At 70.5% G+C, this 23,583-nt stretch carries 17 protein-coding genes; 8 read left to right on the top strand and 9 right to left on the bottom strand.

Annotated features, from left to right (window positions below; translation table 11 throughout):
- Positions 1-215: 215 nt before the first annotated feature.
- On the bottom strand, positions 216-590 hold the full coding sequence (locus QMK30_RS08655) for a DoxX family protein (protein ID WP_349362054.1): 375 nt from the start codon (positions 588-590) through the stop codon (positions 216-218).
- Positions 591-984: 394 nt separating this feature from the next.
- On the opposite strand from QMK30_RS08655, the gene QMK30_RS08650 reads away from it, so the two are divergent.
- Positions 985-2,298, top strand: coding sequence for a phytase (locus QMK30_RS08650; protein WP_283516606.1), 1,314 nt, complete (start codon positions 985-987; stop codon positions 2,296-2,298).
- 182 nt (positions 2,299-2,480) lie between these two features.
- Here QMK30_RS08650 and QMK30_RS08645 read toward each other — a convergent pair whose 3' ends face one another.
- The 4 genes from QMK30_RS08645 to rpsA form a co-directional block, all read right to left on the bottom strand.
- Complete coding sequence (locus QMK30_RS08645; RefSeq protein WP_283516605.1) at positions 2,481-2,852, bottom strand: tetratricopeptide repeat protein; 372 nt, start codon at positions 2,850-2,852, stop codon at positions 2,481-2,483.
- Between the two features lie 208 nt (positions 2,853-3,060).
- Positions 3,061-3,678: a dephospho-CoA kinase gene (coaE, locus tag QMK30_RS08640; RefSeq protein ID WP_283516604.1), complete on the bottom strand. Its 618-nt coding sequence runs from the start codon at positions 3,676-3,678 to the stop codon at positions 3,061-3,063.
- A 343-nt stretch (positions 3,679-4,021) separates the two neighbouring features.
- Positions 4,022-4,960, bottom strand: coding sequence for a PAC2 family protein (locus tag QMK30_RS08635; RefSeq protein ID WP_283516603.1), 939 nt, complete (start codon positions 4,958-4,960; stop codon positions 4,022-4,024).
- Between the two features lie 186 nt (positions 4,961-5,146).
- Complete coding sequence (gene rpsA / locus QMK30_RS08630) at positions 5,147-6,673, bottom strand: 30S ribosomal protein S1 (protein ID WP_283516602.1); 1,527 nt, start codon at positions 6,671-6,673, stop codon at positions 5,147-5,149.
- Positions 6,674-7,046: 373 nt separating this feature from the next.
- On the opposite strand from rpsA, the gene QMK30_RS08625 reads away from it, so the two are divergent.
- Positions 7,047-7,895 (top strand): class I SAM-dependent methyltransferase, encoded by an 849-nt coding sequence (locus QMK30_RS08625; protein WP_283516601.1) that lies wholly within the window; start codon positions 7,047-7,049, stop codon positions 7,893-7,895.
- Between the two features lie 447 nt (positions 7,896-8,342).
- On the top strand, positions 8,343-10,916 hold the full coding sequence (hrpB, locus tag QMK30_RS08620; protein WP_283516600.1) for an ATP-dependent helicase HrpB: 2,574 nt from the start codon (positions 8,343-8,345) through the stop codon (positions 10,914-10,916).
- Between the two features lie 38 nt (positions 10,917-10,954).
- On the opposite strand, the gene pgfA is transcribed toward hrpB, so the two are convergent.
- From pgfA to QMK30_RS08605, 3 genes are all read right to left on the bottom strand, one after another.
- Positions 10,955-11,959: a cell envelope lipid trafficking protein PgfA gene (pgfA, locus tag QMK30_RS08615; protein WP_283516599.1), complete on the bottom strand. Its 1,005-nt coding sequence runs from the start codon at positions 11,957-11,959 to the stop codon at positions 10,955-10,957.
- Between the two features lie 13 nt (positions 11,960-11,972).
- The gene (locus QMK30_RS08610) at positions 11,973-12,110 is read right to left on the bottom strand and encodes an SPW_0924 family protein (RefSeq protein ID WP_283516598.1); all 138 of its coding nucleotides are present in this window, start codon (positions 12,108-12,110) and stop codon (positions 11,973-11,975) included.
- 159 nt (positions 12,111-12,269) lie between these two features.
- A complete protein-coding gene (locus QMK30_RS08605; protein ID WP_283516597.1) occupies positions 12,270-14,024 on the bottom strand; it encodes a lytic transglycosylase domain-containing protein in 1,755 nt (584 codons plus the stop codon).
- Between the two features lie 206 nt (positions 14,025-14,230).
- On the opposite strand from QMK30_RS08605, the gene QMK30_RS08600 reads away from it, so the two are divergent.
- Entirely contained in the window at positions 14,231-15,112 is an 882-nt protein-coding gene (locus QMK30_RS08600) for a DUF4184 family protein (protein WP_283516596.1), read from the top strand.
- 89 nt (positions 15,113-15,201) lie between these two features.
- Here QMK30_RS08600 and polA read toward each other — a convergent pair whose 3' ends face one another.
- Positions 15,202-17,913: a DNA polymerase I gene (gene polA / locus QMK30_RS08595; RefSeq protein ID WP_283516595.1), complete on the bottom strand. Its 2,712-nt coding sequence runs from the start codon at positions 17,911-17,913 to the stop codon at positions 15,202-15,204.
- A 174-nt stretch (positions 17,914-18,087) separates the two neighbouring features.
- Between polA and QMK30_RS08590 the strand changes: the two genes are divergently transcribed.
- From QMK30_RS08590 to QMK30_RS08575, 4 genes are all read left to right on the top strand, one after another.
- On the top strand, positions 18,088-20,367 hold the full coding sequence (locus tag QMK30_RS08590; protein ID WP_283516594.1) for an FdhF/YdeP family oxidoreductase: 2,280 nt from the start codon (positions 18,088-18,090) through the stop codon (positions 20,365-20,367).
- 69 nt (positions 20,368-20,436) lie between these two features.
- Positions 20,437-20,919: a PaaI family thioesterase gene (locus QMK30_RS08585; protein WP_283516593.1), complete on the top strand. Its 483-nt coding sequence runs from the start codon at positions 20,437-20,439 to the stop codon at positions 20,917-20,919.
- A 155-nt stretch (positions 20,920-21,074) separates the two neighbouring features.
- Positions 21,075-21,479: a hypothetical protein gene (locus QMK30_RS08580; RefSeq protein WP_283516592.1), complete on the top strand. Its 405-nt coding sequence runs from the start codon at positions 21,075-21,077 to the stop codon at positions 21,477-21,479.
- An 831-nt stretch (positions 21,480-22,310) separates the two neighbouring features.
- Positions 22,311-23,543: a branched-chain amino acid ABC transporter substrate-binding protein gene (locus QMK30_RS08575; protein ID WP_283516591.1), complete on the top strand. Its 1,233-nt coding sequence runs from the start codon at positions 22,311-22,313 to the stop codon at positions 23,541-23,543.
- The last annotated feature ends 40 nt before the right edge of the window (positions 23,544-23,583 follow it).

Raw genomic sequence — 23,583 nt, 5'->3', positions numbered from 1 at the left:
GTACGGGCGGGGTCTGACAGCCGGTCTTCGCGATGCGGCACAGGTAGGGGCAGCGGCACGGCGCTCCAGCCGCGCGGCCGGGCGGGGTTAGGCGGGGCGGACTCGGGAGGGCACGGGGGCGAGAGCTCACTTCGGAACGGCTCATGGCCCCGCGCGCCGCGCCGGGCAGTGGTTCCGGCAGCGCGCGCGGGGCCATGAACGCAACGGGCGGGCGGCTACGCGCGATGGCTTACCAGCGCGATGAGGTCCGCGTTGTGGTGGCGGCGGACCCAGGCGATGACGAGGAGCAGCGCCATCACGATCAGCGGCGTCGCCGCGTTCTGCCCGTCGAAGGCCGTGATCTGCGTGATGAACGCCCCGACCATCAGCCCACTCAGGGCAAGCGCCGAGACTCCGGACAGAATCGGTATCACCAGGGCGATCGCACCGGCCAGTTCCAGCCCTCCCATCAGGTACATGAACCAGTCGCCGAAGCCGATCCTGTCGAAGCTCTCGGCGGCCGAGGGGTGCGCGATCAGCTTGGGCAGCGCGCTGGGGACGGCGAAGAACAGGGCGAGTACGAACTGGAGCACACGTACGGCGATGTTCAACCGGCGGCCCGTCCCGGCCGGTGCCGACGCGCCAGCAGAAGTGACGGTGGAGGTGGAGGCGACCGTAGAAGCTGAAGTGGAAGCTGAAGCAGGGGCGGAAGCAGGGGCGGAAGCAGGGGCAGTGGTAACTGCGGCCTCGGACATCGTGGTCTCCCTCTGTGAAACAGTGCGGTGCGCGCTTTTCACAGATACAGACCCGGCGGACCCACAGAACTCATCGGCCCGAGCGGCCTTTTCCTGATCGCCGGCTCGTTCGGTCGGCCGACCACCCCACGGCGGGGCGGCCTGTTCACGTCCCGCACACCTTGATGCTCCCTGTTCATGTCCCGCAGGCCAGACGACCATTCGATGCTCACGCTGCACTTGCCATGCTCCCGACATCGAGAGGCTCTCCGTGCCCCGACACCGAACGCTCCGCTCGACCGCTCTCGCCCTGAGCACCGCGCTGGCGACGCTCGCCCTTGCCGCGCCGGCCGAGGCGCGCGGGCCCGCGGCCGATCCGCTGCCCGCCGTCACTCCCCGGGCCGAGACCCCAGCGCTCCACGACGACGAGGCCGGGGGCAACGCCGACGCGGACGACCCGGCGATCTGGCGCAATACGAGCAATCCCGACCGCAGCCTGGTCATCGCCACCGCCAAGGAGGCGGGCCTGCGGGTGTACGACCTGGACGCGCGCCAGGTGCAGGCGATTCCGGCCCCCTCGACGGGTGTTGCGGGCGACGCTCCGGGGCGGTTCAACAACGTCGACCTCGTGGCGGGCCTCCGCCTGCCCTCGGGGCGCGCCGATGTCGCCGTGACCAGTGACCGCGGCAACGACCGGCTGCGGTTCTACCGCATCGACCGCGACCGCCCCGGCGGCCCGCTCACCGACATCACCGACCCGGCCGCCTCGCCGGTCTTCTCCGGCAGCCAGGGCGAGGTCAACGACCAGCGGACGGCGTACGGTCTGGCCACCTGGACCGACCGCAAGTCCGGGCGCACCTACGCGTTGGTCAGCCGGCGTGAGCGCACCGGCATCGCCCTGCTGGAGCTCACCGCCGGCGCGGGCGGCAAGGTCGGCTACCGCAAGGTCCGCACGCTCGACCTGCCGTCCGCCTTCCGGCTGCCGAACGGCGCCACCTGGTCCCCCTGCGCCGAGCCGGGTGAACTCCCCCAGATCGAGGGCATGGTTGTCGACCCTGCCAACGGCATGCTGTACGCGGGCCAGGAGGACGTGGGCATCTGGCGGCTGCGCGCCGACCTCACGAGCGCACCGCAACTCGTCGACAAGGTCCGTGAGTACGGCGTTCCGGGCCTCTACGACGAGGAGACCGAGGAGTGCACTCCCGGGGCCGATCCCGGCTTCGGCGGGTCCCGGATCTCGTCCGACGTCGAGGGGCTGACGCTGCTGACCGAGTCCGACGGTGACGGATACCTTCTCTCGTCGAGCCAGGGCGACAACACGTTCGCCCTGTACGACCGTGAGCTCAAGGACAACAATGAGCACGAGGGCGGCTTCCGCGTCACCGCGGCGTCCAAGACCCTCGACGGGTCGGAGGAGTGCGACGGCGCGGCGGTGCTGAACGCTCCGCTCGGCAGCAAGTACCCGCGCGGCCTCCTCGTCGTACAGGACGGCCACAACACATCGGCGGACGGTGACGGCGGCCGGGAGTCGACGGACTTCAAGTTCGTGGACCTCGGCAAGGTCATGGACCGTATCGACGACTGATCAACGACTGATCAGGCCCTCGACCGCGGCTGTCGACGTGGTGGGCACCGGCGCGGAACACCGCGCGGGCGCTCACCGCGAGCGGCCGCTCGTTCACACCAGGTCGTGAGTCATCACGCGAGTCATCACGCGAGCCTGCACACGGTTGATTGCGCGTCGGAGGTGTTGTCGAGTCGGCCCTGTCATTGCGCGTCGGAGTCGAACCGCGCCGCCGCCAGGTACTCCGGCTTCGGGTCGAGCGCGGCGGCCAGCCGGAAGTGGCGCTTGGCCTGATCCGGGCGGGCCACCCGCTCGTACGTCCGCGCCAGGGCGAAGTGGGCGAAGGCGTTGTCCGGTTCACGCTCCAGGACGAGCTGGAACTCAAGCTCGGCCAGCCGGAGTTGGGCTGCCGCGAAAAAGGAGCGGGCACGCAGAAGGCGGGCTGCCGTGTTTTCCGGGTGGACCGCTATCACGGAGTCGAGGAGCTTGACGGCGCCCCGCGGATCGCGCGCCGCGAGCAACTGCTCCGCCGCGCGGTAGTCGATGATGTGGGTTTCCGGGCTGCGTTCGGACACGCTGACATCCTTCCCCTCGCCTCACACTTTCAACGGTCGGCACGGCATGCCGTATTCCGTGGGCCGCCCGCGACCCGATCCAGTGCCGCGGCAGGCAACGTTTGCCCGTCAAGGAGCGGCGTCCGGTGCGTGCTCTCGGCGCGCCGGCCGGAAGTCCTCGTACTGGACGTACCTGGGCTTTCGGCCGGCCGGCCGGCCGCGACCCGATCTAGCTCCCCGTGGCGTCGATCCGCCCGGCGCGCCCGGTCAGCTCGGCCCAGACCTTGCGGACCTGTGGCTCGAGCGCCTCCAGCGGCCCGTCGTTGTCGATGACCAGGTCGGCGATCTCCAGGCGCTGCTCGCGGCTCGCCTGCGCGGCCATCCGGCTGCGGGCCTCGCCCTCGGTCATGCCGCGCATCCGCACGAGCCGCTCCAACTGGGTCGTCGTGGACGCGTCCACGACGACCACCAGGTCGTACAGGGGGGCCAGTGCGTTCTCCGTGAGCAGCGGTACGTCGTGGATGACGACGGCGTCCGTGTCCGCGCCGTCCTCCAGCTCCGCCGAGCGGGCACCGACCAGGGGGTGAACGATCATGTTCAGCGTCGCCAGACGGGCAGGGTCGGCGAAGACGATCGAGCCGAGCTTCGGGCGGTCCAGTCTCCCGTCGGCGGCGAGGATGTCCTGGCCGAAGGCCTCTACTACGGCCGCGAGTCCGGGGGTTCCCGGCTCGACGACCTCCCGGGCGATCTTGTCGGCGTCGATCAGCACCGCCCCGTACGAGACGAGCATGCGCGACACTTCGCTCTTGCCGGCACCGATACCGCCGGTCAGGCCCACTTTCAGCATGCGCGAAAGCTTACGACCTCACCCACGATTGGCAGCGGCGTCGCGGCGCCTGGGACCTCCGCCTCCGGCGTTGTCGTCAGTCGCGATGGCTCCGCCATCACTCCCTCCTCCGCCTTGGATTCGAAAGCCCCAGACGTCGCTCCTTCTCCCACTGTCAATCGCGGGTGAGGTCGTTAAGGGGAACCTGCGGGGCTTTACGCTCCCCGCCCCTTCCCACCACTGGGGCTCCGTCCCGGACCCGGCCTTGGTCCCGGCATCCTGGCCCCGGTCCTGGAACGCCCGACGGGCTGGACACTGCCGCAAGTGGCGGCGGCATCCAGCCCGTCCGGGGGCCGGGCCATGCCTAGCCCTCGCCCTCCCGCTCGGCGAGAAAGCGCTCGAATTCAAGGCCGATCTCGTCCGCCGACGGCAGATCGACCGCCTCCGCCACCAGATTGCCCCGCGTCTCCGCGCCCGCCACCGCGTCGTACTGGTGCTCAAGCCCCTGCACGAGCGAGATGAGCTCCTCGTCTCCCTCGCCGATCTGCCGGGAGATCTCGTCCTGCGTCAGGCGGGCCTCCGTGCGCAGCGAGTGCGCGACCCCGGGCAGCACGAGCCCGGTCGCCGCCGTGATCGCCTCCAGGGTGGTCAACGCGGCGTCGGGGTACGACGAACGCGAGACGTAGTGCGGCACGTGCGCCGCGACACCGAGCACGTCGTGTCCGGCCTCCGACAGGCGGTACTCCACGAGCGACTCCGCGCTGCCGGGCACCTGCGCCTCGTCAAAGGGGCTGCGGTGCCCAGGCATGAGGTCGGTGCGGTTGCCGTGCGGGGTGATGCCGACCGGGCGGGTGTGCGGGACGCCCATCGGGATGCCGTGAAAGTTCACCGAGAGGCGCACACCGAGGCGCTCGACGACCTGGCGCACGGCGAGCGAGAACCGCTCCCACTCCACGTCCGGCTCGGGGCCGGAGAGCAGCAGAAAAGGCGCACCTGTCGCGTCTTGCACCAGGCGGACGTCGATCGCCGGGGTCTCGTACTCCGCCCATTTGTCGCGCCGGAAGGTCAGGAGAGGGCGGCGGGCTCGATAGTCCACCAGCCTGTCGTGATCGAAGCGGGCCACCACCTGGTTGGGCAGTGTGTCCAGCAGCTTCTCGACGATCTGCTCGCCGGTCTCACCCGCATCGATGTAGCCGTCGAAGTGGTAGAGCATGACCAGTCCGGCCGATTCCTGGGCCAGCGCCATGTCGACGACGGCCAGGCCCTTCGGCTCCCATGCGTACAGATCCTGCGGTTCAAGCACGATTACCGCTCCTCCTCGTGTTCCTACTGGAGAACGTGCTGTGCGAGGCGGGCATTCCCTGAACACGCCGGTCACCTGCCGAACACCGGGGCAGGAGTGACGGAAAACGAAGTAAGGCCCGCTCTCCTGGAGAGCGGGCCTTACTTGTCAGCTACTCGGCTTTACGCCGACGCGCTGCTCAGCGATTCAGCTCTGGCCGCCGGCCAGCTTCTCGCGGAGCGCCGCCAGGGCCTCGTCCGACGCCAGGGCGCCGGAGTTGTCCGCCGACTCCGAGGAGTACGAACCGGCACTGCTGCTGCCGCCACCAGCACCGCTGGAGGCTGCCGGGGTGCCACCGGCGGGGGCGGCAGCGCCCTCGGCGGCAGCGGCCTCGTCGGCCTCGCGGGACTTGATGACCTGAGCCTGGTGCTGCTCGAAGCGCGTCTGCGCCTCGGCGTACTGGGTCTCCCACACCTCACGCTGGGACTCGAAGCCCTCGAGCCAGTCGTTGGTCTCGGGGTCGAAGCCCTCGGGGTAGATGTAGTTCCCCTGGTCGTCGTACGACGCGGCCATGCCGTACAGGGTCGGGTCGAACTCGACCGACGCCGGGTCGCCACCGAAGGCCTCGTTGGCCTGCTTCAGCGAGAGGCTGATGCGGCGACGCTCGAGGTCGATGTCGATGACCTTGACGAAGATCTCGTCGTTGACCTGGACGACCTGCTCCGGGATCTCCACGTGGCGCTCGGCCAGCTCGGAGATGTGGACCAGACCCTCGATGCCCTCGTCGACGCGAACGAACGCGCCGAACGGAACGAGCTTCGTGACCTTACCGGGAACAACCTGCCCGATCTGGTGCGTACGGGCGAACTGCTGCCACGGGTCTTCCTGCGTCGCCTTGAGCGACAGCGAGACGCGCTCGCGGTCCATGTCGACGTCGAGAACCTCGACGGTGACTTCCTGGCCGACCTCGACAACCTCGGAGGGGTGGTCGATGTGCTTCCAGGAAAGCTCGGAGACGTGCACGAGACCGTCGACGCCACCGAGGTCCACGAACGCACCGAAGTTGACGATCGAGGAAACGACGCCGGAGCGGACCTGGCCCTTCTGCAGGGTCGTGAGGAAGGTCTGACGGACCTCGCTCTGGGTCTGCTCGAGCCAGGCACGGCGGGACAGGACCACATTGTTGCGGTTCTTGTCCAGCTCGATGATCTTGGCTTCGAGCTCCTTGCCCACGTAGGGCTGGAGGTCGCGGACACGGCGCATCTCGACGAGGGAAGCCGGCAGGAAGCCACGGAGGCCGATGTCGAGGATGAGACCACCCTTGACCACCTCGATGACGGTGCCGGTGACGATTCCGTCCTCTTCCTTGATCTTCTCGATCGTGCCCCAGGCGCGCTCGTACTGTGCGCGCTTCTTGGACAGGATGAGACGGCCTTCCTTGTCCTCCTTCTGGAGAACAAGAGCCTCGATCTCATCGCCCACGGCGACGACCTCGTTGGGGTCGACGTCGTGCTTGATGGAAAGCTCGCGGGACGGAATGACGCCTTCGGTCTTGTAACCGATGTCGAGGAGAACCTCGTCCCGGTCCACCTTCACGATGACGCCGTCGACGATGTCGCCGTCGTTGAAGTACTTGATCGTCTCGTCGATCGCGGCGAGGAATGCTTCCTCGTCACCGATGTCGTTGACCGCAACCTGCGGAGTGGTGGCGGTGGTCTCGGTGCTGCTCGTCATGTGGGTAAGGGCTCCGGTACGGACAGTAAGTCGTAGGTACTGCTACGCCGGGAGCCCGTATCGACATCAGCTGCAGCCGGGCAGCCTAGGAGGCGCACATTCCGTGTGGAACGGAAGCGCCTCGACAACCGAGGGGGCATACAACCGATGCAAGCGCAGCCTGCTCTGTCTGAGGTGCGCAGGCTCGCAGCGCAACTTGTAGCATACGGGGGCAGCCGAGCAGGGTCAATGCGCGAAGGCGCACACCCGGGGCGGAACGCCTCATACCCGGCACACCTGGGCTTTCACGGGGCTTCCACAGGCCAGATGGGCCGCACCGCACCCGGCAGCCCCAGGTCCGAGCGACCCTACGCAGACGAGACAGACGGGCGCAATGATCCACGAGGACGACACTTACGAGGCTCTCGACTCCTTCGCGGCGGACGACGCCGACGAGAGCGAGGCCACCCGGCGCGACGCCGACGAGGCCGAGAGCAGCCGGGCCAGCCGGGGCTGGTGGGACCGGAACGCGGACGACTACCAGATCGAGCACGGCACCTTCCTGGGCGACGACCGCTTCGTCTGGTGCCCCGAGGGGCTGGACGAGACGGAGGCCGGCCTGCTGGGGCCGCTGGATTCCCTCAAGGGGCTCGACGTCCTGGAGATCGGCGCGGGCGCGGCCCAGTGCTCGCGCTGGCTCGCGGCGCAGGGGGCCCGCCCGGTGGCGCTGGACCTGTCCCACCGGCAGCTCCAGCACGCGCTGCGGATCGGCGGCGACATCCCGCTCGTGCAGGCCGACGCCGTGAAGCTGCCCTTCCAGGACGGCTCCTTCGATCTCGCGTGCTCCGCCTATGGGGCGGTGCCCTTCGTCGCCGACCCGGTGGAGGTCTTCCGCGAGGTGCGACGGGTCCTGCGGCCCGGCGGCCGCTGGGTCTTCTCCGTCACGCACCCGGTCCGCTGGGCCTTCCCGGACGAGCCCGGCCCCGAGGGCCTCTCCGTCTCCGCGTCCTATTTCGACCGGACGCCGTACGTCGAGCAGAACGACGAGGGCCGCGCGGTCTATGTCGAGCACCACAGGACGGTCGGCGACCGGGTCCGGGACGTGGTGGCGGGCGGCTTCACCCTGGTCGACCTGGTCGAGCCGCAGTGGCCGGCGTGGAATACGCAGGAGTGGGGCGGCTGGTCCCCCCTGCGCGGCAACTTGATCCCGGGCACGGCGATCTTCGTCTGTGTACGGGACTAACGACCTCGGGGGCAATGGAGCGTGGATCAGCGAGCGGCGTCATGCGGCTTCGCGTCCAAGGCGGAGGAGGGAGGCGACGCGGAGCGTCGTCGACCGACGACAACGCCGGAGGCGGAGTCGCATGACGCCGGGAGCCCGCGCGCTATTGCCCCCGAGGTCGTAAAGGGGGCTGGAGGCTCGGGGCGTGGCGCTGCGCGGGGCCTTGTCCCCTACCCGCCCCTCCCCACAACCGGGGCTCTGCCCCGGACCCCGGTCGTCAACCGCCGGACGGGCTGAAGATGCGCAGCATCCGGAAAACTCTCAGCCCGTCCGGCGATTGAGGACACGCCCGCAGAGCGTCCGGAGGTCCGGGGCTTGCCCCGGCTTCGGGGAGGGGCGGGTAGGGGAACAGCGCCGCAGGCCGGCCCGCACCCGCCCCCCGCACCGCCCAGGCACGACACTGGGGGCGTGATTCGCACCGACGCCCTCGCCCAGCTCCCCGTACGCACCGCTCTGCCCGACCTGCAACGCGCCCTGGAAGAGCACGGCACCGCCGTCCTGTGCGCCCCGCCCGGCACGGGCAAGACGACGCTCGTGCCGCTGGTTCTGGCCGGGCTGCTCGACGAGGGCCGCCCGGTGCGCAGGGTCGTCGTCGCGGAGCCCCGCCGTATCGCCGCACGCGCCGCAGCCAGGCGCATGGCCTGGCTCCTTGACGAGAGCGTCGGGGAGCGCGTGGGGTTCACCGTGCGCGGGGAGCGCGTGGTGGGGCGCGAGACGGTGGTGGAGGTCGTGACCACCGGTGTCCTGCTGCAACGCCTTCAGCGCGACCAGGAGTTGGCCGGGGTCGACGTGGTCGTCCTCGACGAGTGCCACGAGCGGCATCTCGACGCGGACACCGTCGCGGCCTTCCTGCTGGACGTACGGGCGGCTCTGCGGCCCGAGCTGCGGCTCGTCGCGGCGTCCGCGACCACCGACGCGGCAGGCTGGGCCCGGCTGCTCGACGACGCGCCCGTGGTGGAGGCGCGCGGGATCTCGTACCCCGTCGAGACCGTGTGGGCGCCGCCCGCGCGGCCGGTACGGCCGCCGCACGGCATGCGGGTCGACCCGGTGATGCTGACGCACGTGGCGTCCGTGGTGCGCAGGGCCCTCACCGAACGGGCCGGCGACGTGCTGTGCTTCCTCCCGGGCGTCGGTGAAATCGCACGGGTGGCCGGACAGCTGGGCGGTCTGGACGTCGAGGTGCTCCAGGTGCACGGGCGCGCGCCGGCCGCGGTGCAGGACGCGGTGCTCGCGGGGTCGGGCGCCGGTGCGCGCCGGGTGGTGCTCGCGACGTCGGTGGCCGAGTCGAGCCTGACGGTCCCCGGAGTGCGGATCGTCGTGGACTCCGGGCTGGCCCGTGAGCCCCGTACCGACCATGCGCGGGGGCTGAGCGCCCTGGCGACCGTGCGGGCCTCCCTGGCGGCGTCCAGGCAGCGCGCGGGGCGGGCCGGGCGTGAGGCGCCGGGCGCGGTCTACCGCTGTTGGTCCGAGGCGGAGAACGGGCGGCTTGCGAGCTACCCCGCCCCCGAGATCAAGGTCGCGGACCTGACGGCGTTCGCCCTTCAAGTGGCCTGCTGGGGCGATCCGGAAGCGAGCGGCCTGGCCCTGCTCGACCGACCGCCGGGCGGCGCGATGGCCGCGGCGCGCGAGGTACTGGCCGCCATCGGCGCGGTGGACGGCGCGGGCCGTGCGACGGAGCGCGGCGTACGGATGGCCCGCCTCGGTCTGCACCCCCGGCTCGCGCGGGCGCTCGTCGACGGCGCGCGGGAGGTCGGTGCACGCCGGGCGGCGGAGGTGGTCGCGCTGCTCAGCGAGGAGCCTCCGAGGGAGTACGGGGACGACCTGGCGGCGGCCTGGCGAGCGGCCAAACGGGGCAATGACGCGTACGGGGCGCGCTGGCGCCAGGAGGCGAAGCGTCTGGCAACGGCGGGCGGCGCGGGGTCCCGCGCGGGCACCACCGCGAGCGGCCCCACCGGAGCCTCGTCCGCGCCCGGAGCCACCTCCGCGTCCACCTCCGCGAGCGATGACGCCGTCGCCGGGCTCGTGGCCGCGTTCGCGTTTCCCGAACGGGTGGCCAGGGCCCGCGGCGAGGGGGCCTTCCTGATGGCCTCGGGCACCGGGGCCGAGCTCGGTGACGGATCACGGCTGCGCAGTGCGCCCTGGCTGGCGATCGCCGTCGCCGACCGTCCCGTTCACGCTCCCTCCGCGCGCGTGCGGCTCGCCGCGGTCATCGACGAGGACACCGCGCGGATGGCCGCCGAACACCTTCTCGCCCGCGGCGAGGAGGTCCGCTGGGAGGGCGGGGACATCGTGGCCCGGCACGTGGAGCGGCTCGGGGCGGTCGAGTTGGCCGTACGACCGCTGAAGACTCCGGACAAGGCGCTCGTACGGAACGCACTGCTCGACGGGCTGCGGCGGGAGGGTCTGGGCCTGCTGCGGTGGTCGCGCGACGCGCAGGCCCTGCGGGACCGGCTGGCGTTCCTGCACCGGGTCAGGGGCGCGCCCTGGCCCGATGTGTCGGACGCCGCGCTGGCGGACCCGGCCCGTATCGACGCATGGCTGGAGCCGGAGCTGTCCCGCGCCCGGCGCCGGTCCGACCTGGGGCGGATCAGTGCGGCCCAGGGGCTGAACCGACTGCTGCCCTGGGCGTCGGGCGAGGCCGCCCGGCTGGACGAGCTGGCGCCGGAGCGCATCGAGGTGCCCAGCGGATCGCGGGTGAGGGTCGAGTACGGCGGGGAGCAGCCCGTACTCGCGGTGAAGCTCCAGGAGATGTTCGGGCTCCCCGAGACGCCGCGGGTGGCGGGTGTGCCGGTGCTGGTGCACCTGCTCTCCCCCGCGGGGCACCCGGCCGCCGTCACGGCCGATCTGGCGTCCTTCTGGCGCGACGGATACCGCGCGGTGCGTGCGGATCTGCGCGGCCGCTACCCGAAGCACCCGTGGCCGGAGGACCCGGCGGGGGCCGTGCCGACGCGGTACACGAAGGCGCGGCTCAGCCGGGGCTGAGCAGGAAAGTCGGTGATCCGGACAGGGGTTCACCTGCCTCAGGTGCTGCCGACCGGTTCGGGCGCCGGGGACGCGGTGCCCGCCCGCGCGGGGTCGCCAGGCCTTCGGCTGCGGGCCTCCAGGAACAGGGCGAGGGCCAGCAGGGCGACGGCCGGCACCAGGAAGCCCCAGGGGAGGTAGGCCGTGAGCAGCAGGACCATGAGGCGGTTGGACTTGACGAGGTCGACGGTGGAGTCGATGTAGTCGGCGCGCATCTTCACATGTCCGGAGAAGGCGGTGACCTTGTCGCGGCCTCCCAGCAGGGTCCCGCCGCGCAGCTCCTCCTTGTGGACCTCCTCACCGTTGACCGGGGCGCCGGTCACGGGCTCGACCCAGAACATCCGCTTCGTGGTGTACCAGCGGGTGGTGCCCGTCTGCTCCTCCAGCTTGGACGCGTCGACGCCCGGCATGGGCAGCTTCTTCGGGTACTTGACCTTGGTCCAGGGGATGGTCTGCTCGAAGTAGTAGACCTCGAGCCCGCGGAAGTCCTGGGTCCCCTTGTAATGGATCGGGGCGGCGGTGCGGGTCTGCGCGTCGAAGTACTCGTAGTCGCGCTTCTCGGTGAGGAAGGGCCACTTGAACTCGATGCCCTCGCGCCTGACCGCGTCACCGTCGACCATCTCGCCGGTGGCGTGCACCGGTGCCTGGCTGTGGGCGTCGAAGATGTAGCGCTCGGGGAGAGCCGAGACCATTTTGCCGTCGGGCCCCTCGACGTACGACAGGGCGTCCCAGACGACGACGTCGCGTCCCGCGCTGCGCTCGATCTTCTCGGACTCCTCGACGTTGCCCTTGAGGGTTTGCACGATGGTGAGCTTCTCGACCTCTTCGGCCTTCATGGTGCCGTAGTCGAGAAGGGTCGCGGGCTTCGCCTCCAACACGGCCTCCTGGTACTGGCTGGGCGGGATCTTGGCGAGCCGCGGGAACGCGTACCAGCGCAGCAACGGTGACATGGCGGCGAAGAAGACCGCGAAGGCGAGCAGGATCAGGCTGGCTTTACGGCGCACGGTGCGGCCCCCACTACTTCTTCGGCCCGGGAACGGTGGTCAGCAGCGGCTTGGGCGAGGTCTCCCCCGGTGGGGCGCCGGCGGCCGTGACGGTCAGGACGAGGGCGAGGGCGGCGGCCAGCCCGATGGCGGCGGCGACGAGAGCACGCATGCTCGACCTCCCGGCATCTGATGCATCATCAGGGCGGGGGCACCGTAGCAACGCGTCGGCCAGATGAGAAGGCGGTGCGCGGACACTTCGCGCGAACATGCAGCTGCCCCGCCCGGTGCGCAGGTCCGGTCGGGGCAGCGGCAGTTCGGCTGTGCGCGGCTACGCGCCGGGTGTGGTGGGGGTCGTGGGGGGAGTGCCCGTCGGCGGCGTGGTGGGCGCCGCGGTGACGGTCAGCTCGACGGTCAGGACCACGCCGTCCTCGGTGGTGAGGCGGAGCTTGTAGGTGCCCGCGTTCCCGTCGGTGTAGATCTTCGGGAGCTTCACCAGACCATTGGCGTCGGTCTTCAGGCCGGTCAGTGCGCGGACCGCCTTGTCCGCGGCGTCCTTGAAGTACGGGCCCTTGTCGTTCTCCACCGGCGTATCACCATCGGTGACCAGCGAGGCACTCACCCCGATGCCCGCGGCGGCCTTGCTCTTGTACGTCGCCTTCAGCTCGACGAGGTCGGCGAACGAACCGCCGGTCTGGGCCGTGAGTGCCTTGTCGGACGTACGAGCCAGCGCGTCGGACTTGGGGTCCGGTGCGGGCTTGGCCTTGACGGTCGCGCCGAAGTCGGTGGTGGGCGCGGTGGTGCTGAGCGCCTTGGCGCGGACGGTGAAGGTGCCGGTCCGCTGCCCCGCGCTCAGGGCGGGGGCGGCGGCGATGCCGTCGGCGCCGGTGGTGGCGGTGACGCGCAGCACGCCGCCCGGGAAGCGGGCGCCGGTTTCGCCGACGATCTGGAACTGGACCTTGGCGCCCTTGACCACCTTGCCCGCGGCGGTCTCGCCGCGCACCCGCAGCCGGTCGGCGAAGTTCTCGCCGGCGGTGGCGGTGACCGTCCGTGCGCCGAGGCGCTCCAGGGCGGTGAGCGGCGCGGGGGCCGGCGGGGTGGGCTTGGTCGGCGGGGTGGTGGGCGGCGTCGGCTCGGTCGGCGGGGTCGTCGAAGGAGGCGTCGGCTTGCCCGGCTCGGTGGGCCCCGGCGCGCTCGGGCCTGACGGGCTCGGCCCCGGCGTGGGGCTCGTACCGGGGGTGGGCTGTCCTGCCCCGATGGGATTGATGTCGGGCAGGGAGCTGCCGGGCAGGACGCCCTCGCCGTCCGGGACCTCGTGGCTGCCGCTCTTGTAGTACTCGAACCAGGACAGGACCGTACGCAGGTACTCCGTCGACCGGTTGTAGCCCAGGATCGCCGCGTCGAGGTCGTCCTTGGCCGACACGTCCCGGTTGTTGGCGCAGAGGTAGCGTCCCGCGCCGAGCGCCGCGTCGTAGATGTTGTTCGGGTTCTTCTTGCCGTCGCCGTTGCCGTCCTGGCCCCAGGTCGCCCAGGTCGAGGGGATGAACTGCATCGGGCCGACCGCGCGGTCGTGCGTCACGTCGCCGTCGTACGCGCCGTTGTCGGTGTCGGAGATGTTGGCGAACCCGACGCCGTCGAGCTTGGGGCCGAGAATCGGCTTCAGGGTGGTGCCGTTGTCGTCGACCGCGCCGCCACTCGCCTGTCCGGACTCGACCTTGCCTATCGCCGCGAGCAGTTGCCAGGGGAGGCGGCAGCCGGGGTCGGAGACCTTGATGGCGGCCTCCGCCCGCTTGTACGCGGCCAGCACCGAGGACGGTATGCCCGCTTCAGCCGAACCGGGCGAGCCCGGGAGGTCGACCGAAGTGCCCGGCTTGTCGGGGGTGCGCAGCGGCGGAAGATCGGTGTAGTACGGCGAGTCACCGGTCACCGGGGTGTCCGGAGTATCGGTCGCCCCCGCGGCCGGCTGGTCGCCGTGAGCGTGCGTGATGCCGGGCGCCTGCGAGGCCGAAAGCGCTGCCACGGCGAGCGCCGCCACTGTGGTGGCTGTGGCCCCCTTGCGCAGCCTGCGACCGAATTGCGCTGTCATACGTAAGGCCCTCCCCGTCGATGCCCGCGCTCCCCAGCGTCAGGACTCACGCGACACTACGACAACTCGCCGCGCCGGAGCACCGATCCCTGCCCCTTTATTGCCGGTTCTTCACATGGCGGGTGGCTCAGGACACTCGCCCGTAAACGTCCCGCATACTGATCGGCACTGTTCGACGCCGCTCAGAAGCGGTCCGAGGGGGGTCCTTGCCGTTCACACTCAGTCATGCCGCGGCGGTACTGCCGGGCATGCGACGCGACGGGACCGCGCGCGGCCCGTTGTTCGCCTCGGCGCTCGTCGCCGGGTCCTTCGCACCGGACATGACGTACTTCGCCGCCACCGCGATCCCGGCAGCGATGACCTTCGGGGACGTCACCCACTCGCTGCCGGGCATCGTCACCGTCGACGTGCTGATCACGGCGGCCCTGGTGGGGATATGGCTGCTGATGCGCGAGCCGCTGCTGGCGCTGGTGCCGCGCCACCGCCAGGCGCGCTTCCACCGTTTTGTCCGTGGCAGCGACTGGCACGGCATGCGACTCTCCTCGCTGGCCTGGCGGTTCGTCCTGTCGGCGACCGTCGGCGCGTGCACGCATGTCCTCTGGGACAGCTTCACGCACCTGGACCGATGGGGTGTGCGAGCTCTGCCGGCGCTCGGTGAGTCGGTCGCGGGCTTCCCGGTGTACTCGTACGCGCAGTACGGCAGTTCAGCGCTCGCCCTCGTGGTGATCGGGTGGTTCACCGTCACCGCGCTGCGGCGCGGTCCCGACGGGGAGGCGCCCGCTTCCGTACCGCTGCTGGACGCGCGGGGGCAGTGGGCGGCCGCCGCTCTGCTGGGGGTGTGCGTTCTGATGGGCGTCGCACACCGGTGTCTGCGCCTGATCGCCATGGACACCGTGCCGTTGCAGCCGCTGGACTTCGTCCCGACCGCGTGCTTCGGGGCCGGTGCGGGGCTGGCGGCGGGGCTGGTGCTGTACGCGGCGGGAGTACGGCTGCGGCAGCGGGGCCGGGGCCGCGACGCAGCCGGTCCCGGCCAAGCGGCGCCGGACGCGGCGGCGGTCGGTTCCACGGTCGCCGACCGGGGGCGCTGACGCACTCCGCCTTGGGCGGGAAGGCCCGCTCGCCCATTCCTTGTCGTACTCCGACTCGGAACGAGTGAGCGGGCCGCCGGCCCTGCGGGTCAGTGCGCGGCGGACTCCCAGTCGGTGCCCACTCCCACCGACACGTCGAGCGGAGCGTTCAGCTCGACGGCGGCGGCCATCTCGCGGCGCACGATCTCCTCGACCCGCTCGCGCTCGCCCTTGGCGATCTCCAGCACGATTTCGTCGTGCACCTGGAGCAGCATCCGCGAGGTCAGCCCGGCCTCTTCGAGGGCCTTGTCGACCCTGAGCATGGCGACCTTGACAATGTCGGCAGCCGTGCCCTGGATCGGGGCGTTGAGCGCCATCCGCTCGGCCATCTCGCGGCGCTGGCGGTTGTCACTGTTGAGGTCCGGCAGATAGCGGCGGCGGCCGAGCATCGTCTCGGTGTACCCGGTGGCGCGGGCCTCCTCGACAGCGCGCTGCAGATAGTCCCGTACACCGCCGAACCGCTCGAAGAAGGTGTCCATCAGCCCGCGGGCCTCACCCGCGTCGATGTTCAGCTGCTGGGACAGGCCGAAGGCCGAGAGGCCGTAGGCCAGTCCGTACGACATGGCCTTGATCTTGCGGCGCATCTCCGGGTCGACCTGGGACTTCTCCACGCCGAACACCTGGGAGGCGACCGTGGTGTGCAGGTCCTCACCGGTGGCGAACGCCTCGATGAGTCCCGCGTCCTCCGACAGGTGCGCCATCACGCGAAGCTCGATCTGGCTGTAGTCGGCGGTCATCAGGCATGCGTAACCCTCGCCGACGACGAAGCCACGGCGGATGGCCCGGCCCTCGTCCGTACGCACCGGAATGTTCTGCAGATTGGGCTCGGTGGAGGAGAGCCGGCCGGTGGCCGCCACCGTCTGGTTGTACGTGGTGTGGATCCGGCCGTCCGACGCGATGGTCTTGACGAGACCCTCGACGGTGACGCGCAGCTTGGCCTGCTCGCGGTGGCGCAGCATGATGACCGGCAGCTCGTGCTCGGTCTGCGCCGCCAGCCACGCCAGGGCGTCCGCGTCCGTGGTGTAACCGGTCTTGGTCTTCTTCGTCTTGGGCAGCGCCAGCTCGCCGAAGAGGATCTCCTGGAGCTGCTTGGGCGAGCCGAGGTTGAACTCGCGCCCCGCCGCGTCGTGCGCCTCCGCCACCGCATGCTGCACGGCGGCCGCGAACTGCTGCTCCATGGTGTCGAGATGGGCGCGGTCGGCGGCGATGCCGTGCCGCTCCAGGCGGGCCAGCAGAATGGAGGTGGGCAGCTCGATGTCGTGCAGCAGGTCGGTCGCGCCGACTTCCTTCAGGCGCTCCGTGAAGGCGTCGCCCAGGTCCAGGACGGCGCGGGCCTGCGTCATCAGGGCGTCGGCCTCGGCCTGCTCGTCGGTGCCGAAGGCCAGCTGGCCGTCGGCGGACGCGGCCGGGGCCAGCTCACGGCCGAGGTACTCCACGGACAGCGCGTCCAGCGCGAACGAGCGGCGCCCCGGCTTGACCAGGTAGGCGGCCAGCGCGGTGTCCATGGAGACACCGTCGACCTGCCAGCCGTGCTCGGGGAAGACCCGCATCACGCCCTTGGCGTTGTGCATGACCTTGGGCCTGGCGGGGTCCGCGATCCAGGCGGCGAAGGACTTCTCGTCGCCCTCGTCGAGCTGCGTGGTGTCGAACCAGGCGGCGGCGCCGTCGGCCGCGGCGAGCGCGATCTCGCTGACGCTGCCCGTGCCCAGCGCCCAGGCGTCGACGGTGGCGACACCGAGCGGCTGATCACCGTGGACCGCCAGCCAGGGCGCGAGCTCACCGGAGCCGAGGACCGTGCCGTCGATGGCGATGCCGGCGGCGGGGGCCGCGGCCTCCTCCTCCACGGCGCCCGGGTCCACGGCGAGCAGCCGCTCCCGCAGGCTCGGGTTGCGAATCTCCAGGACGTCCAGGACGCCCAGCATCGCCTCGCGGTCGTACGGGGCGCGCTCAAGGTCGGCGGGCCCCTTGGGCAGCTCCACGTCGCGCACCATCTCGGTGAGGCGGCGGTTGAGCTTCACGGCGTCCAGGTGGTCGCGGAAGCTCTGCCCCGCCTTGCCCTTGACCTCGTCGGCGCGCTCCACCAGCTCGGCGAACGAACCGAACTGATTGATCCACTTCGCGGCCGTCTTCTCGCCGACGCCCGGGATGCCCGGCAGGTTGTCCGAGGGGTCGCCACGCAGCGCAGCGAAGTCCGGGTACTGCTGCGGGGTGAGCCCGTACTTCTCCTCGACCTTATCGGGCGTGAAGCGGGTCAGCTCCGAGACGCCCTTGGTCGGGTACAGCACGGTGACGCGCTCGCTGATCAACTGGAAGGAGTCCCGGTCGCCCGTGACGATCAGCACGTCGAAACCGGCGGCCTCGGCCTGCGTCGCCAGGGTCGCGATGACGTCGTCCGCCTCGAACCCGTCGATCGCGAACCGGTCCGCGTGCATCGCGTCGAGCAGCTCGCCGATCAGCTCGACCTGCCCCTTGAACTCGTCGGGGGTCTTGGAGCGATTCGCCTTGTACTCGGGGAACTCGTCCGACCGCCACGTTTTGCGCGACACGTCGAAGGCCACCGCGAAATGCGTGGGCGCTTCGTCGCGCAGCGTGTTCGCCAGCATCGACGCGAAGCCGTAAATGGCATTCGTCGGCTGGCCGCTCGCGGTCGTGAAGTTCTCCGCGGGCAGCGCGAAGAACGCCCGGTACGCCAGGGAGTGCCCGTCCATGAGGAGCAGGCGGGGACGGATTTCTGCGCTCTTCTTCGATGCTGTCTCTACCACGCACCCGATCCTAGGCCGCCGCACTGACATTCCCGGCCCACCCGGCCCCGCTGTCAGCGCTGCGTGACAGGATCGGATGTGTACGTAACGGAACTGTGGGCGCGGCGGACGGACTGCGCTCGCGGCAGAACGACGCAGCGCACTGCGCACGCTCAGAGCTCAAAGGGGAGCACCATGGCCGCCAAGCCGCCCGCAGACGACCCGGTCCAGGACGCACCGCAGGTCACGGCGCCGCAGCACACCGCGGCCGGGATGCCAGCCATCGGGCACACCCTGCGGATCGCGCAGCAGCAGATGGGGGTGCGCCGCACCGCGCAGACCCTCCTGAAGGTCAACCAGAAGGACGGCTTCGACTGCCCCGGCTGCGCCTGGCCCGAGGAGGACAAGCGGCACACCGCGGAGTTCTGCGAGAACGGCGCGAAGGCCGTCGCCGAGGAGGCGACTCTGCGCCGCGTCGCCCCCGACTTCTTCGCCGCGCACCCAGTAGCGGACCTCACCGGCCGTAGCGGGTACTGGCTGGGACAGCAGGGCCGCATCACGCAGCCGATGCTCCTGGAGAAGGGCGCCGAGCGGTACGAGGCGGTGAGCTGGGAGCGGGCCTTCGAGATCATCGGCGCCGAGCTCAAGGCGCTGGCCTCGCCCGACGAGGCCGTCTTCTACACCTCGGGCCGCACCAGCAACGAAGCGGCTTTCCTGCTCCAGCTCTTCGCCCGCGAGCTCGGCACGAACAACCTGCCGGACTGTTCCAACATGTGCCACGAGTCGTCCGGCTCGGCGCTGAACGAGACCATCGGCATCGGCAAGGGCAGCGTCTCCCTGGAGGACCTGCACCAGGCCGACCTGATCATCGTCGCCGGGCAGAACCCGGGCACCAACCACCCGCGGATGCTCACCGCGCTGGAGAAGGCCAAGGCCGCCGGGGCGAAGATCATCTCGGTCAATCCGCTGCCCGAGGCGGGCCTGGAGCGCTTCAAGAACCCGCAGACACCGCAGGGCATGATCAAGGGCGCCGCGCTCACCGACCTGTTCCTGCAGATCCGCCTCGGCGGCGACCAGGCTCTCTTCCGCCTCTTGAACAAGCTGATCGTGCGGACCGACGGCGCGGTCGACGAGGCGTTCGTGCGCGAACACACCCATGGGTACGAAGAGTTCGCGGCCAAGGCCGCCGGGGCCGACTGGGACGAGACCCTCATCGCGACCGGCCTGGACCGTGCGAAGATCGAGGAGGCCCTACGCATGGTCCTCGCCTCGCAGCGCACCATCGTGTGCTGGGCGATGGGCCTCACCCAGCACAAGCACGCGGTGCCGACGATCCGCGAAGTCGTCAACTTCCTGCTGCTGCGCGGCAACATCGGCCGCCCCGGCGCCGGTGTGTGCCCCGTGCGCGGGCACTCCAATGTGCAGGGCGACCGCACCATGGGCATCTTCGAGCGCCCCGCCCCCGCCTTCCTGGACGCCCTCGACAAGGAATTCGGGATCACCTCGCCGCGCCATCACGGCTTCGACGTCGTGCGGGCCATCCAGGCGCTGCGCGACGGCCGGGCGAAGGTCTTCTTCGCGATGGGCGGCAACTTCGTCGCCGCCTCCCCCGACACCGACGTCACCGAGGCCGCGATGCGCCGCGCCGATCTCACCGTCCACGTCTCGACCAAGCTCAACCGCTCGCACGTCGTGACCGGGACCCGCGCCCTGATCCTGCCCACCCTGGGCCGCACCGACAAGGACGTGCAGGCTGCGGGCAAGCAGTTCGTGACCGTCGAGGACTCCATGGGCATGGTGCATGCCTCCCGCGGCAACCTCACCCCCGCCGGACCGCACCTGCTGTCCGAGCCGGCCATCGTCGCCCGCCTCGCCCGCGCGGCCCTGGGCCCCGCGTCCCTCACACCCTGGGAGGACTTCGAGAAGGACTACGCGACGATCCGCGACCGGATCTCCCGCGTCGTCGCCGGCTTCGAGGACTTCAACGCGCGCGTGGCCCACCCCGGCGGCTTCAGCCTCCCGCACGCCCCACGCGACGAGCGGCGCTTCCCCACCGCCACCGGCAAGGCCAACTTCACCGCGGCGCCGGTCGAATACCCGGCGCTGCCCGCAGGCCGGCTACTGCTCCAGACCTTGCGCTCCCACGACCAGTACAACACCACGATCTACGGCCTGGACGACCGCTACCGCGGCATCAAGGGCGGCCGTCGCGTGGTCCTCGTCAACCCCGACGACGCCCGCGACCTGGGACTGGCCGACGGCTCGTACACCGACCTGGTCAGCGAGTGGAACGACGGTGTGGAGCGGCGCGCACCGGGCTTCCGGGTGGTGCACTACCCAACCGCGCGGGGCTGCGCCGCCGCGTACTACCCGGAGACCAATGTGCTGGTCCCCCTCGATTCGACCGCCGACACCAGCAACACACCCGCCAGCAAGTCCGTGATTGTCCGTCTGGAACAATCACCACCCGCCTAAGCGTTCGCTTAAGCACGTGGGCGGCAGGACGCCGCACGACGACCCGCACAAGGATCGGAGCCGGGCCCCATGGGCGAGCAGACAGCTGTGAAGTTCCCGCAAGAGGTCATCGACGAGTACGCCGCCCTGGGCGTGGACCTGCCCGCGCTCTTCTCCGCAGGCCACCTCGGCACCCGGATGGGCGTGCAGATCATCGAGGCCTCCGCGGAGCGCGTCGTCGCGACCATGCCGGTGGAGGGCAACACTCAGCCGTACGGGCTGCTGCACGGTGGCGCCTCCGCGGTGCTCGCCGAGACGCTCGGCTCCATCGGGGCCATGCTGCACGGCGGCATCTCCAAGCTCGCCGTAGGTGTCGACCTCAACTGCACCCACCACCGGGGGGCCCGCAGCGGTCTGGTCACCGGCGTCGCCACCCCCGTGCACCGCGGACGCTCCACGGCCACCTACGAGATCGTGATCACCGACGACCAGGACAAGCGGGTCTGCACGGCCCGCCTCACCTGCCTGCTGCGCGACGCCGACAGCTCCGCGGCCCCGCCCGCCGCGGGCTGAGCGCCAGCGGCACGCCGCTCACCCGGCCCGAACGCCCCACCGCGTCCCGGCCGGGTGGCGCAGCGGACAGCGACCTGCCGCTCGGTGTCCGCGAACACCGAGCGGCCGCACAACCGGCCGAAGACAACTGAACCGCCAACCCCTAAGCTGCGAAGATGGGTTCAGTCGGTAGATCGACGCGCCGAGCGGGCATCGGGTGCACGCTCGCACTGCTCGTCGCCTTGACCGGATGCGGCGGAACCGGCACTTCCGAGATCACCCCGAGTGACAGCCCGGCGCCCCGGCGAACCACCCCGGCGGAAGTGTGCGCCTCGCTCGTCTCGTACTGGGCCAAGGAGGCGCTCAGAGGCGGGAAATGGGCCGGGATCGACTGGGAGCAGAAGGGCTTCTCGAACGATCAGTACGAACTCCACGAGCAGATCCTGGCCGCAGCACGCGCTGAGCAGCGGAAACGCGGCGCCGCCGCCGCCGAGGCACTGATCGGCCGTGAAAGCCAGGCGCGTTGCGAGGCCGCGAAGGGCGCCACCGGCAGCTCGGAGAACTGGCGTCCGCCGAGGTGAACCGCCCCGAGCGATACCGGCCCGACCGGGACCGCCGACAACAGCCCACTCGCCGAACCCCGCAGGCTTTCGACGCCAACCACCCTACTGGAGCGCCCTGTTGGTTCCCGGCGACGATCGCGGCAGCCTCCGCATCCCCTCCTCCGCTGCCGCGGTGCCCCCGAAGCCCGCGCCGGGCCGACCACCGGACCTGCTCGTGGCCTGGCCCCCCGCAGTTCCCGCAGCTGACGCAGCGGCCCGACCGACAGCCTCCCCACGGCTGCGCCTTCCCGATCACCACCCCCGCCACCAGGGGGCAACGGCCTCAGCGGAAAGGGCCGGCAGCCGCACACGTCCGCACCCCCGGCCCTCCACCTCTTCGGCAGCGCCCCGCGTGACCATCAGCGGCTGCCGCCGCACAGCGCGCGGAGTCCGGCCGATCCTCCTCGGCGTAACGCTCCGTAATAAGAACGCCCGAGGAAACCAGGCTTCACTCTCGAAGGCCGCCACAGCGCCGACGCCGCCTCCACACTTCGCACACTCTGCCCAGGGTCAGTACCAAGATCGCCTCAAGCCCCTTAGCGGAACTGGGCTTTCTCAGCATGTGAGCAGTTCACCAACGCGGCGACAAGTCCCCTTTGGTGGCAAAGTTCCCCCCGAGCATTGGCCCCGGCATAACAAGACAGTCACATCCTGCCCTGCCCGCTCCCCGACCCCGTCACCTGCGCTTAGAGTCACGGCCAGTCACCGCGCCGCCGGGCGCGTCTGCAGCCCGCCCCTTCCGCCCCAGTACGGCCCGGCGAACGAAACGGCACCTCAGCAGAGGAGGCCGCGCCAGGGAAAGGACTTACCGTGCGACACCGTTCCTTGTTCATTCTCACCGCAGTGGTCACCACGGGAGCGCTCACGCTCACCGCCTGCGGGTCGCGCGACGACGGCGACAAGAAGAGCGACAGCAGCAAGAAAACCACCATCGTCATCGGCGTCGACGCACCGCTGACCGGATCGCTGTCCGCACTCGGCCAGGGCATCAAGAACTCCGTCGACCTCGCGGCCAAGACCGCGAACAAGAACAACGAGGTCCCCGGCGTCGAGTTCAAGATCGAAGCCCTCGACGACCAGGCTGTGCCCGCCTCCGGCAAGGCCAACGCCGCCAAGCTCGTCGGCAACAAGGACGTCATCGGAGCCGTCGGCCCCCTGAACTCCGGCGTCGCCCAGTCCATGCAGGGTGACTTCGACAGGGCCGGCGTCGTCCAGGTCTCCCCCGCCAACACCAACCCGGCGCTGAGCCAGGGCGACGACTGGGGCAAGGGCAAGCTGGACCGCCCGTTCAAGACGTACTTCAGGACCGCCGCCACGGACGTCGTCCAGGGCAAGTTCGCCGCGCAGTACCTGTACAACGACGCGAAGAAGAAGAAGGTCTACGTCGTCGACGACAAGCAGACCTACGGCGCCGGCCTCGCCGCCATCTTCTCCGCCGAATTCAAGCGCCTCGGCGGCAGCATCGCCGGCACCGACCACGTCACGGTGAAGGAGACCGACTTCTCCAGCACCGCCGACAAGGTCAAGTCCTCCGGCGCCGACTCCGTCTACTTCGGTGGTCAGTACCCCGAGGGCGGCCTGCTCTCCGACCAGATCAAGAAGACCGGCGCCAAGATCCCCACCATGGGTGGAGACGGCATCTACGACCCGGCCTTCATCAGCGCCTCCGGCGTCGCCAACGACGGTGACTTCGCCACCTCGATCGGTTACCCGGTCGAGAAGCTCCCGACGGCGAAGAAGTTCATCGCCGACTACTCGGCAGCCGGCTACAAGGACCCGTACGCCGCATACGGCGGTTACTCGTACGACGCCGGCTGGGCCATCGTCCAGGCCGTCAAGAGCGTGGTCGCCGCCAACGACGGCAAGCTCCCCGACGACGCCCGCGCCAAGGTCGTCGAGGCCATGGCCAAGGTCTCCTTCGACGGTGTGACCGGCAAGGTCGCCTTCGACAAGTACGGCGACACCACGAACAAGCAGCTCACCGTCTACAAGGTCGAGGGCAAGGTCTGGAAGGACGTCAAGTCCGCCACCTTCAAGGACTGATCCACCGCACCACCCCGCTCCACTTCACGACCTGATCCCC

The organism is Streptomyces sp. H27-C3 (assembly GCF_030063415.1).
GTDB lineage: Bacteria > Actinomycetota > Actinomycetes > Streptomycetales > Streptomycetaceae > Streptomyces.
The sequence above is the reverse complement of the archived record's forward strand: the minus strand, read 5'-3'. Positions and strand labels throughout refer to the sequence as shown.